General features: G+C 62.1%; 8 protein-coding genes. 4 read left to right on the top strand and 4 right to left on the bottom strand.

The window, feature by feature from the left end; all coding sequences use genetic code 11:
- Positions 1 to 36: 36 nt before the first annotated feature.
- The 3 genes from QDX22_RS08880 (at position 37) to QDX22_RS08870 (ending at position 6,822) form a co-directional block, all read left to right on the top strand.
- The gene (locus QDX22_RS08880; RefSeq protein ID WP_110100867.1) at positions 37 to 1,080 is read left to right on the top strand and encodes a TAXI family TRAP transporter solute-binding subunit; all 1,044 of its coding nucleotides are present in this window, start codon (positions 37 to 39) and stop codon (positions 1,078 to 1,080) included.
- Positions 1,081 to 1,272: 192 nt separating this feature from the next.
- The gene (locus tag QDX22_RS08875) at positions 1,273 to 3,345 is read left to right on the top strand and encodes a TRAP transporter permease (protein ID WP_233487911.1); all 2,073 of its coding nucleotides are present in this window, start codon (positions 1,273 to 1,275) and stop codon (positions 3,343 to 3,345) included.
- 105 nt (positions 3,346 to 3,450) lie between these two features.
- Positions 3,451 to 6,822 (top strand): beta-phosphoglucomutase family hydrolase, encoded by a 3,372-nt coding sequence (locus tag QDX22_RS08870; protein ID WP_122548998.1) that lies wholly within the window; start codon positions 3,451 to 3,453, stop codon positions 6,820 to 6,822.
- Here the strand turns inward: QDX22_RS08870 and QDX22_RS08865 are convergent.
- The 4 genes from QDX22_RS08865 to QDX22_RS08850 all read right to left on the bottom strand — a co-directional run bounded on the left by QDX22_RS08865 (position 6,752) and on the right by QDX22_RS08850 (position 10,440).
- Positions 6,752 to 7,609, bottom strand: a complete 858-nt coding sequence (locus tag QDX22_RS08865; protein ID WP_208392267.1) for a metal ABC transporter permease — start codon at positions 7,607 to 7,609, stop codon at positions 6,752 to 6,754. The two genes, QDX22_RS08870 and QDX22_RS08865, sit on opposite strands and share 71 nt — an antisense overlap.
- A gap of 69 nt (positions 7,610 to 7,678) precedes the next feature.
- Positions 7,679 to 8,509 carry a metal ABC transporter ATP-binding protein gene (locus tag QDX22_RS08860; RefSeq protein ID WP_110100869.1) on the bottom strand — a complete coding sequence of 277 codons (831 nt, stop codon included), beginning with the start codon at positions 8,507 to 8,509 and terminating at the stop codon, positions 7,679 to 7,681.
- Entirely contained in the window at positions 8,506 to 9,441 is a 936-nt protein-coding gene (locus QDX22_RS08855; RefSeq protein WP_110098848.1) for a metal ABC transporter substrate-binding protein, read from the bottom strand. Before QDX22_RS08855 ends, QDX22_RS08860 begins: the two co-directional genes overlap by 4 nt.
- Positions 9,442 to 9,570: 129 nt before the next feature.
- On the bottom strand, positions 9,571 to 10,440 hold the full coding sequence (locus QDX22_RS08850) for an aldo/keto reductase (protein ID WP_110098849.1): 870 nt from the start codon (positions 10,438 to 10,440) through the stop codon (positions 9,571 to 9,573).
- Positions 10,441 to 10,532: 92 nt separating this feature from the next.
- Here QDX22_RS08850 and QDX22_RS08845 point away from each other — a divergent pair, with 92 nt between their 5' ends.
- Positions 10,533 to 11,942, top strand: a complete 1,410-nt coding sequence (locus QDX22_RS08845) for a sensor histidine kinase (protein ID WP_122548997.1) — start codon at positions 10,533 to 10,535, stop codon at positions 11,940 to 11,942.
- The last annotated feature ends 17 nt before the right edge of the window (positions 11,943 to 11,959 follow it).

The following is an 11,959-nucleotide window of genomic DNA, read 5'->3' as shown; positions in this document are numbered from 1 at the left end:
AATTGTCCACTCACCTCACACCATAGGAGAGAACTCATGAAAGCATTCACCTCGCTGAAAGTGGTGGCAGCCACGGCAGTGGCCGCCTTGGCGCTGACTGCCTGTGGCGACGAAGGCGGTAACGGTGGTGGCGGCGACGCCGAATATACCCAGGACATCACCTTCGCCACCGGCTCGTCGTCTGGCGTGTATTTCCCGCTGGGCAACGAGTACGCCAACGTCATCGGTCAGAACACCGATCTGAGCTTGGACGCCATCGAAACCGATGGGTCCGCCGACAACATTGGTCGTATTAACAACGGTTCTGCTCAGCTGGGCTTCTCCCAGAACAACACCGCCCAGGAAGCCATTTCCGGCACCGGCCAGTTCGAGGGCGCTGAAGGCGGGATCGAGAACGTGGCCTGGATCGGTCAGCTCTACCCCGAAGCCGCTCAGGTGATCACCCTGGAAGGCAACGGCATCGACACCATCTCGGACCTGGAGGGTAAGCGAGTCGGCATCGGTGCCCCCGGCTCCGGTACCCGCGCTGTGGCCCTAGAGATCCTGGAAGCCTACGGCCTGGAAGAGGGCGACTATGAGGCCTATGAAGAAGGTTTCACCGAGGGTCGTTCCCTGCTACAGGATGGCCACATTGACGCCTCCATCGAAATTCTGGGTGTTCCGGCGGCCAGTCTGCAAGAACTGGCTTCCACCAATGATGTGAAGCTGGTCTCCCTGGATCAAGAAGAAGCTGACGCCATCGCCGGCGACACACTGTTCGAGACCTACACCATCGAAGCCGGCACCTACGACTTCGTCGAAGACGATGTGCTCACCGTGACCGTCTACGCTGCGTTGCTGGGCTCCACCAGCCAGATCAGCGAGGACGATGCCTACGAGCTCACCAAGACTGTCTACGAAAACGCCGATGATATTTCCTTACCCCAGGCTGATCTGATCAACGCTGAAGACGGACTGCTGGGCGTGGGGGATATTCCGGTTCACCCCGGTGCTCAGAAGTACTTCGACGAGGTCGGCGCCTCCGCTAACGGCGGCGACGGTGGCGATGACGCTGACGAGGACGGAGCAGACGAAGAGTAAACCACCCATCGACCATTCACCACCGGGCCATCAACGACCAGCGTGTTTCTCGCAACCGGGCGATTGGCGTTGATGGTCCGGCGTGGCCGATACCGGTCCCCACCTCATCACTCATGCTCATGCAGTGCTCTCGAGCACTTGGTACATCGTCGACACCACTGACGATCAGGTTTCAGTCTGAAGGGATACGCCGTGGCGCAACAACCTGACCCCTCCTCCACCCAGGAGCAGCAACCCTCCGCTGTTCTCACCGCCGCAGAAGTCGAAGCTCTGCAACAAGGCCAGAGCGACTCCGCGGCCAACGCCGAGGCCGCCGAACAGGTCCTGCGCGAACACGACGTCGCCGCCCGCTACCGACTCAACAGCGAGATGGGCCTGTGGCGCATTCTGGTCTTTATCGTCGGCGCTTGTCTGACCATCTTCCAGCTCTATACCGCACTCGCTGGCTCCCGCCCCATCCTGATCCAAGGTGCCATCCACGTCGGATCGGCCATGGCGATGATTTACCTGCTGTATCCGATCCACAAAAAGCTTGGCATCAAGGCCAACACCCGGTCCTGGGCGTACTTCACCTCCCTGGGGGTGGATACGGTCCTGGCTCTGGGCTGTCTGGCCGTCTTCGGGTACCTGGTCTACCGCTACGACTACATCACCAGCGTCGACGTGCAACTATTCGGTTACTCCAACCTCGATACCTTCGTCGCCGCAGCCGGTATCATCCTGATCCTGGAAGCCACCCGTCGTTGCGTGGGTCTACCGATTGTCATCATCGCGATCTGTGCCCTGCTGTACTTCTGGCGCGGCGATCTCGTTCCAGTGTTCGACCACGCCGGCTCCTCGCTGGACAATGTGGTCGAACAGACCTTCTTCACCACCCGGTCGATCTTTGGCACCCCGATCCAGGTGTCTTCGACCTTCGTGTTCCTGTTCCTGCTCTTTGGTGTGCTACTGCTGAAGACCGATATCGGAGCCTATTTCAACTCGCTAGCCACCAAACTCACCGGCCGGTTTACCGGCGGTCCGGCCAAGGCCGCGGTGGTGGCCTCGGCCATGCAGGGTACTGTCACCGGTTCCTCGGTGGCCAACACCGTGGCCTCCGGTTCCTTCACGATCCCGCTGATGAAACGCATTGGCTTCAAACCCACCTTCGCTGCCGCGACCGAGGCCACCGCCTCCACCGGTGGTCAGATCATGCCCCCGATCATGGGTGCCGCGGTGTTCATCATGGCCGAATACACCGGGATCCCGTATCAGACCATCATCGTGATCGCCATTGTCCCGGCGGTACTGTATTTCTTGGGCGCAATGCTCTCGGTGCACTACGAAGCCAAGCGGTACAAAATCCGCGGTCTGGACTCCGATTATCTCCCGGCATGGAAACTGCTGGCCCGCAAGGTCGACATGTTGCTACCGCTGGCGGTAATCATCGGGCTGATGCTGGCCGGTCGCACCCCGGCCAATGCGGCCCTGTGGGGCCTGGCAGCCACCTTGATCATTTCGCTGTTGCGCGCCTCGACCCGGATGAACCTGAAAGAACTCGTGCTGTGTTTGGAAGACGGTGCGAAGGCAGCCCTGCCGGTGATCGCCGCCTGCGCTTCGGCAGGAATGGTTGCCGGCACCGTTAACGCCACCGGGCTAGGGGGTCAGATCTCCAATGGGATCCTCACCCTGGCCGGCGGGAGCTTCCTGTTGGTGTTGGTCTATACCGCCATCGCCTGCCTAGTGCTGGGCATGGGGTTGCCTACCACCGCCAACTACGTGGTCACCGCCTCGGTGGCCGCCCCGATCCTGATCGAAACCTTCGATGTGCCCGTACTGGCCGCCCACCTGTTCGTGTTCTACTTCGGCTTGCTGGCCGATATCACTCCACCGGTGTGTTTGGCCGCCTACGCGGCCTCGGGGATTGCCGGCTCCAACCCGCTGGTCTCGGGCGTTACCGCCCTGCGCGTGGCCATCGCTGGATTTATGGTGCCGTTCGTCTTCGCCTTCGAACCCGCCCTGCTCTTCCAGGGCGACGACGGGATCCTGACCTTCCTACGCACGCTGGTGTTCGTGATCATCGGGATGACCGCCCTGGCAGCAGCCACGGCCGGCTACTTCCTCGACCGGTCTCACTGGTGGGAATCGGTCACCCTGATCGCCGGCGGTATTCTGCTGATCTTCCCCGAGATCCTCAGCTCGCTGGGTGGGCTCGCCGTGATCGCGATCGTGGCTGGGCTACAGATCTGGCGCCGGAAGAACACCAAAAACGCCCTCACCGCCTAAGCGCACCGGCTGATCCGGCTGTGAACATCATCACGGCGTACCACAACCCACCTGGCGCACGGCAGTTCTTCCGCCAGGTGGGTTGATTGACCCTACGATGGAATCATGCATCCACTGAGCACCTCGAATCAGGTCACCTCCTCTGTTGGACGTCACGGACTGCGTCACTATCGTGGCGTGATCTTCGATATGGATGGGGTGGTTACCAAAACTGTCCAGGTTCATGCCGAAGCGTGGAAGAAACTGTTTGACCAGGCCCTGCCGGCGGTCGGCCAGCTGGAGATGAACCGCGAGGTCGTCATCGCCGACCCCAACCGGTTGCGAGAATTCGATGTTGACTCCGACTACCTGCAGTTCGTCGACGGCATGCCCCGCGAGGATGGCGTGCGTAACTTTTTTGCCTCCCGCGATCTGTCCGTGCCCGAACGCGCCCACATCGGTGAGGACGCCGAAACTATCACGCCCGAAGCCGCTGCCGATTTCGAAGGCGAGCTCACCGTGCAAGGACTGGCCGAGCTCAAGCAGTCCTTTTTCGACAAGGTGCTGGCCTTAGACGGTGTGGAGGTCTTCGCCGACGCCACCGAGGTGCTCGACAAACTTCGCCACGAGCGCATTCCCACCGCGATCGTCTCCTCTTCGCGCAACGCGCCCAATGTGCTCACCGCCGGTGGCGTGATCGACTACTTCGATGTCATCGTTGACGGCAACACCGCCTTAGCTGAAGATCTCGAGGGCAAACCCGCCCCGGCGATGTTCTTGCGCGCCGCTGATGAGATGGGGCTGGAACCCGAAGATATGGTGGTGCTCGAAGACGCCGTTTCCGGGGTCACCGCTGCTACGGCCGGAGAATTCGGCCTGGTGATCGGGGTCGATCGGCTACAGGATCCCGGCCGACTGGCTGAAGCTGGCGCCCACATCGTCACCGACGATCTGACCTCGCTGAAACTCGACCGTCGCGTCACCCACGATATGGACTCCCGCTGGGTGCTGAACTTCACCGGCTACGAACCCGAGAATGAGGGCACCCGTGAGGCCCTGTGCACCCTGGCGAATGGGTATTGGGGCACTCGTGGCTCGGTGCCGGGCACCCTGGCCTCCGAGGTACACTACCCCGGCTCCTACGCCGCCGGAGTGTTCAACCGGCTCACCACCGACCTGCAGGGTCACGTGGTCGAAACCGAGCACATGGTCAACCTGCCCGACTGGACCTATGTGACCATTACCGACGACCAGGGCACTCTGCTCTCCCCGACGAACCCGTCGCTGAGCCTGGAAGACTACCACCAACATCTGGATCTGCGTCGCGGGCTGCTGAGTCGCACCATCCGTTACCGCACCGCCTCGGGCCGGATCACCGAGGTCACCACCCGCCAGTTCCAGTCCATGGCCGGGGAGAACCTGGCCGCTATGCAGATCAAGATCACCGCCGAGAACTGGTCCGGTCGGGTCCAGGTCCGCTCCGGGATCAACGGCCGGGTGGCCAATCAGAACGTCACCGACGATCTACAGCTGGCCAACCGTCACTGGGAACCGGTCACCGCCGAGACCCTGGACCCCGAGACGGTACTACTGGAAACCGTCACCTCCCAATCTCAGGTGCATGTTGCCATCGCCACCCGCACCCGGCTCACCCCGGGCTCACCGGGATCCAGCGCGCACAACGCCGAGTACTCCCCGGAGCTCTCCCGCAATCTGATCACCGGCGCCGATGAGCTGACCATCGGCCACGAGATCGACCTGCAGGTCACCGCGGGCGAAAAACTCTCCCTAGAAAAGATCGCAGCGATGACCACCTCGCGTGATCACGCGATCTCCACCCCGGCGATCAACTCCAGCAAACGGATCAACCGGGTGAAGAGTTTCCGCGATCTGCTCAGCTACCACGAGAAGATGTGGGGCGTGCTGTGGTCGAAATTTGCCGTCGAGATCGACTTCGGTCGGCCCATCGACATTACCCGCACCGCCCCGGTGGACACCATGGCCTCCGACCGGCCGCTGTTGCGCCACCAGCTGGCGTTGAACGTCCACACCTTCCATGTGCTGCAGACCGTGTTCGGTAACCGTGAAGAACTCGATGCCTCGGTGCCGGCCCGTGGGCTACACGGTGAGGGCTATCGTGGGCACCTGTTCTGGGATGAGCTCTACATCCACCCGATGCTGATCCTGCGCCGGCCGGAATACACCCGTGGGCTGTTGCTCTACCGCTACCGCCGGCTGGGTGAAGCCCGCGCCATGGCCGCCGCCGAAGGCTACGACGGGGCGATGTACCCCTGGCAATCCGGCTCCGACGGCCGAGAAGAGACCCCCACCGAATTGTGGAACCCCCGTTCGCAGATGTGGATGCCGGATAATTCCCACCGGCAACGCCACGTCTCACTAGCGATCGCCTACTCGGTATTGCGCTACCTGGAGGCCACCCACGATGAGTCCTTCCTCTCCGACTACGGGGCCGAAATGCTGGTCGAGATCTGCCGGTTCTTCGTCTCGCTAACCAGCTATGATCCCGCCACCGACCGGTACTCGATCCACGGGGTGATGGGACCGGATGAGTACCACGACGGCTACCCCGATACCCCCGGATCCGGACTGAGCAATAACGCCTACACCAATATGTTGCTGGCGTGGGTGTTGCAATCCACCATCGAGTGGTTGCGCTATCTGGAAAAGCGCAACGACCCGGTCGGCAACTGGCTGGATCTGTTTGTGGAAGAAGTTGCCTCCTGGGAAGATGTCGCCTCGAAACTCACCGTGCCCTTCATGGAGGTCTCCGGCCGACACATTATCGCCCAGTTTGAGGGTTACCAGGACCTCTTGGAATTTGATTGGGAGGGCTACCGGGCCAAGTATGGCAATATCGGTCGGCTGGATCTGATTTTGCAGGCCGAAGGTGATACCACCAACCGGTATAAGCTCTCCAAACAGGCCGATACACTGATGCTGACCTACCTGTTCTCGGCCGAAGAGCTCTACGACATGCTCTCCCGCCTGGGCTACGTCTACACCGCCGAGGACCACGAGGCCACCGTGGACTACTATCTGCACCGCACCTCGCACGGCTCCTCACTCTCCCGGCTGGTGCACGGCTGGGTGGCGGCCCGGATCGATCGGTCGAACTCCTGGAAGCTGTTCACCGAGGGGATGGAAGTTGATCTCTCCGACACGCAGGGCGGTACCACCCGCGAGGGCGTGCACCTGGGCCTGATGGCCGGCAGTGTGGATATGGTGATCCGTGGCTACGCCGGGGTCGAGACCCGTGGCAACATGCTCCGGCTGAATCCGCAGCTGCCCGAGGAGCTACCCGGTGTGAAATTCTCGCTCCTGGTCCAGCGCCAGCCGCTGGTCGTCGAGCTCACCCACGAACGCGCCGAGCTAACACTCCTCGATGCGGCCTCGCACCCGCTGGATGTCATCGTTCAGGACCAGCAGCAGCAACTTGCGCCGGGTCAGACGTGGAGCGTTGAACTTGTCGATGCCTGACCCAGCGGGTGATCAACCCCTGGCGCGGGGCGAAGAAGTACACCACCGCAAACACCAGCCCCTGTAACAGCACCACCAGCCCACCTGGGGAGACATCGATCCAGTAGCTGGCATACAGTCCCGCCACCGAGGCGAGCGCTGATATCGTCGGGGCGATGATCAGCATCCGGGAAAACCGGTTGGTGAGCAGATAGGCCGTCGCCCCGGGGATGATCAACATCGCCACCACCAGGATCACCCCGACCACCTGCAGGGCGACCACCGCGGTCAGAGCTAATAGCCCCAGCAAGATGGCGCCCAACAACCGCGGGTTGAGTCCGATGGCATGCGCGTGTACCGCATCGAAGGCGTATAGCGTCAGATCCCGCCGTTTGAGCAACAGCACCGCCAGCGCGATCGCAGCCAGAATGATGATCTGCGTCAGATCAGCCGGGGAGACCCCGAGAATATTGCCGAAAATGATGTGGCCCAGGTCCGTGTGGGACGGGGTCACCGAGATGAGCACGAGTCCCAGGGCAAACAGTGTGGTGAACACGATCCCGATCGCGGCGTCTTCCTTGACTCGCGAGGTGCCGTTGACCACCCCGATCAGTACCACCGCCAGCACCCCGAAGACCAGGGCCCCTACGGCGAAAGGTGCGCCCAGAATGTAGGCGATCACCACACCCGGTAGCACCGCGTGGGAGACTGCGTCCCCCATCAGCGACCAGCCGATCAGTACCAGCCAGCAGGACAACAACGCACACACCACCGCGGCGGTCACCGTGGTGATCAGTGCCCTGACCATGAACTCGTACTGCAGTGGTCCGAGCAACAGCTCCGAGAGGTATTCGAAAAGGTTCACCGATCCATCCCTCTAGTTGATCCCCTCGCGTTCATCCCCGTGAGTTGCTGTCCTGGAACCCGAATCCTGGAGCCCAAAGGCTAGGGCTAGTTTTTCGGGCGTGAGTGCTTCAGCCACCGGGCCGTGGAATAACACCCGACGCATTAACAGCACCGCGTCATCGGCCAACTCCGGTAGCGCGTGCAGATCGTGGCTGGAGACCAGCACGGTGCGCCCTTCGGCTGCTACCTGTCGCAACAGGGCCACCATGGTGGCTTCGCTGCGCTGATCCACTCCGGCGAAGGGTTCATCCAACAACATGATCTCGGCCCCCTGGGCGATGCCACGGGCCACGAAAGCGCGCTTCTTCTGCCCGCCGGAGAGTTGCCCAATTTGCCGGTCAGCCAGATCACTCAGGTGCACCTGTTCCAGGGCCGCATCCACCGCGGCGTGATCATCGGGTCCGGGGCGTCGGGTCAAACCCATGTGCCCGTATCGGCCCATCATCACCACCTCGCGCACGCTGATCGGAAACGCCCAATCCACCGCTTCGCTCTGGGGGACATAGGCCACCGTGCCGTGTTTACGCGCAACCTGCGGGGAATCGCCGCCGATCAGCACCCGCCCCGTGGTCGGCCGGATCAGCCCCATGATCGTTTTGAACAGCGTGGACTTACCCGAGCCATTCATACCCACCAGACCGGTCACCCCCCGGGCCCCCAAGACCAGGTTCACCCCGCTCAACGCGGTCACCTCCCCATAGTGCACGCTCACGTTGTGCACCTCGAATGCAGGCTGTGCTGTCCAGCCGGGCGAGTTACCTGAACCAGAGGAGGTCTCCGGTGTGGCATCGGGTGGGGTCATGCAGCGTCTTCGCCTTCCTCAGTCAGCGCGGCAGTGATGGTCTGCGCATCATGGCGGAGCAGATCCAGGTAGGTCGGCACTGGGCCGTCCTGTTCCGACAGTGAGTCAACATACAGCGTACCGCCGAACTCGGCGTCGGTGGCCGACACCACTTGTTGCATTGCCTGATCGTTGACCGTGGACTCGCAGAACACCGCCGGCACATCGTTGTCGGAGACAAACTCGATGGTGTCAGCAATCTGCTGCGGGGTCGCCTCTTCTTCGGCGTTCACCGGCCAAATGTAGTCCTCGGTCAATCCGGCATCGGCGGCCAAATAGGAGAACGCGCCCTCACAGGTCACCAGAGCCCGCTGCTGTTCGGGCACCTGGTCTAGTTCGGCGATCAGCTCGTCTTGAATATCCTGTAACTCTTCCTTATACGCTTCCGCATTGGCCTGATAGTCCTCGGCGTGATCGGGATCCAGTTCTCCAAACGCCTCGGCCATATTGTCCACGTACACCTGAGCCAGCTCCGGGCTCATCCAGGCGTGCGGATTCGGTAGTCCTTCCCCGGCGTCTTCGGTAATATTCAACGGCTCGATCCCCTCGGTGACCACCACGTGGTCGGCATCAGCATCGGCGACGAACTGCTCGAACCACACCTCGAGATTCAGTCCATTGTGCAGAATCAGATCTGCCTCACTGGCTTTCGTGACGTCGCCGGGAGTCGGCTCATAACCATGAATCTCGGCACCAGGCTTAGTGATCGATTCGACCTGTAGGTGTTCGCCGGCCACATTATCGGCCATATCGGCCAGCACCGTGAACGTGGTCAGGACCACCGGCTGGTCTCCCTCAGCTTGGTCTCCCGGCGCGTCCAGATTGCAGCCGGTCAACGCGGTACTCGCTACGACTCCCGCGGCCAGCGCGGTGACCACCCGTGATCTCTGCATGCTTCTCCCTTAACCTGTGGGGATCTGTCGTGCTGTCATCTCAACACAACACCACACTCTGTTGTTGCGGCGCATCCCATCATATAGTTCGGTATGCCGTAGTTGCAACAACGCCACCTCGTGAAACATCTAGAACTCCTCGTGGGTGCGTGGGTCCTGTCCCGATATCCGGCCCCGGGCCAGGCCATCGATCTGGTCCATCTCTTCCGGGGTCAGCGTGAAGTCCAGGGCCAGATTGTCCCGCTGATGCTCCGGTGAAGACGAAGCCGGCAACGGAATCGCATCGTGTTGGATATGCCAGCGCAAAATCACCTGGGCCGGCTTAACCTCGTGTGCCCCAGCGATCTGGGCGATCACCGGCTCCTGCATGATCGCAGTCCCCCGCCCCAACGGCGACCAGGACTCAGTGACGATATGATGCTCAGCGTGGAAGGCTCGCTGGTCGGCCTGCGGAAAGTACGGGTGCATCTCGATCTGGTTGATCTCTGGCATCACCCCCGACTCGGCATGCAGCCGCAATAGGTGCTCGGGCAGAAAATTCGACACACCAATCGTGGTGATCAGCCCTTGGGAGCGCATTTCGATCATCGAGTGCCAGGTCTCCACATACCGGTCCAGTCGCGGTAGTGGCCAATGGATCAAGGCAATATCGATATGGTCGAGCCCGAGCCGTTCCAGGGACGTTTCGATCGACTGCCGGGCGGTGTCATAACCGTGACATCGCCCCGGGATTTTGGTGGTGATCACCAGATTCTGCCGGGCCACCCCGCTGGCGCGCACAGCGGCTCCAACATCGCGCTCATTGTCGTAGCGTAGCGCGGTATCGATCAGCCGATAGCCGTGTGCAATCGCCTGTTCGGTGGCAGCCTGATACTGCCGAGACTGCACCAGCGTGCCAAATCCGATCCCGGGGATCGATCCGCCATCGCTGAGTCGGTGCCAGGGAATGGTCGTGTGCTGTGGTGCGTGATCGGGTGGTGTGGGATCATTGTCAACCATGTCTTGAGCCTACCGGGGCGGTCAACCGCCACGCGGTGTCCCGACGTTCTCACCACAGTACCCCCACCCCGCCGGAACGCCTTAGGGTAGAGATGATGAACCCGTTGCGCATCCTCGATCGGTTCTCCACGAACCACCCGATGGCCTACGATGCCATCGACGCCGGCCTCATCTGGCTGGTGCTGGTATTTCCCAGCAACGTCCTGCCGGTTTCGGACCCGTCCTCCTGGCAGCTGTGGTACTGGCCGCCCGCCCTCCCGCTGGAGGGCATCGGGGTCTACACGTTGATTTTGGCCACCCTGCACATGGCCACCTGGGTGATCCGTCGACGCGCTCCGGTCTTCGCCGCCGGGGTCGTGGTCGTGCTGGGACTGATTCAACTGGCTCTGGGCCCGATGCTGATCCCCTCGATGGTGATCATCCCAATGATGGTCTATAATCTGGCCAAAAACGCCCCACGCTGGGCCTCGTTGGCCGGCCTGATCACTGGCGTGCTCGCCGCGATCGCCTACGGGTTGCGGGTGATCTACTCCCCCGAACACTACGTGCTCACCGCCGATCATCCCGCACTACAGACCCCGCTGACCGCGGAGGAACGAGCCATCCAGCTCGACTTTACCTCCACCACCGGCGACTACTACCTCTACCCGGCCCCCGGGACCGAGACCTTCGAGAGCCGAGTGGTCGCCGGGATCATGCTGACCGTGATCTGTGCCTTGCTGGTGCTGGCTCCCTGGGCTTTCGGTGACCTGGCCCGCACCCGCAAACTTGCTGTTTCTCGCCTACAGGATCGTGCCCGACAGCTGGAGGTCGAAGCCACCCAGGAACGGGCGCTGGCTGCCGCCGATGAACGCAACCGGATCGCCCGTGAGATGCACGACATTATCGCCCACTCCCTGCAGGTGATCATCTCCCAAGCCGATGGCGGCCGGTATGCCGGCACCACCAATCCCCAACTGGCCCTCGACACGCTCGACACCGTGGCCGATACTGGTCGAGATGCACTGCATCAGATGCGCGGGCTACTGGGAGTCCTGCGCGATACCGAGACCACCGACTACGCTCCCCAGCCCGGCCTGGCCGACCTTGACGATCTGATCGCCACGGTGCAGCTGACCGGGCTACACGTCACGCTGACCAGTTCTGGCACCCCGGCCCGCTCGCTGCCGGCCGGTGCCGAACTAGTCATCTACCGCACCGTGCAAGAGGCGCTGACCAATACCGGCAAACACGCCGGCGAGGATGCTCGCGCTTCGGTCGTGGTGCGCTGGCGGCCGACCGGGGTCGCGGTCACCATCGATGACACCGGCGGAACGGGCGAGTCCAGCCAGACGGGCGAGACCTGCCAGACGGGCGAGACCTGCCAAACCCCCACCACCGGCCACGGGCTGATCGGGATGCGCGAACGGCTCAATTTGTACTCGGGGATCCTCTCTGCCGGGCCTCGCCACGACGGTAGTGGGTTCCGCGTGCACGCAGAGATACCCTATGAGCAAAACTAGCCTCGCCCCCGGGAGAG

The organism is Auritidibacter ignavus (assembly GCF_029853775.1).
Lineage (GTDB): Bacteria > Actinomycetota > Actinomycetes > Actinomycetales > Micrococcaceae > Auritidibacter > Auritidibacter ignavus.
This window is presented reverse-complemented; position numbering and strand designations above follow the sequence as displayed.

What these genes read in the sequence shown, in the direction of transcription:
- QDX22_RS08880 (WP_110100867.1), top strand. Translation starts at nt 37, where the DNA reads ATGAAAGCATTCACCTCGCTGAAAGTGGTGGCAGCCACGGCAGTGGCC.
- QDX22_RS08870 (WP_122548998.1), top strand. Translation starts at nt 3,451, where the DNA reads ATGCATCCACTGAGCACCTCGAATCAGGTCACCTCCTCTGTTGGACGT.
- QDX22_RS08865 (WP_208392267.1), bottom strand. Translation starts at nt 7,609, where the DNA reads ATGGTCAGGGCACTGATCACCACGGTGACCGCCGCGGTGGTGTGTGCG.
- QDX22_RS08860 (WP_110100869.1), bottom strand. Translation starts at nt 8,509, where the DNA reads ATGACCCCACCCGATGCCACACCGGAGACCTCCTCTGGTTCAGGTAAC.
- QDX22_RS08855 (WP_110098848.1), bottom strand. Translation starts at nt 9,441, where the DNA reads ATGCAGAGATCACGGGTGGTCACCGCGCTGGCCGCGGGAGTCGTAGCG.
- QDX22_RS08850 (WP_110098849.1), bottom strand. Translation starts at nt 10,440, where the DNA reads ATGGTTGACAATGATCCCACACCACCCGATCACGCACCACAGCACACG.
- QDX22_RS08845 (WP_122548997.1), top strand. Translation starts at nt 10,533, where the DNA reads ATGATGAACCCGTTGCGCATCCTCGATCGGTTCTCCACGAACCACCCG.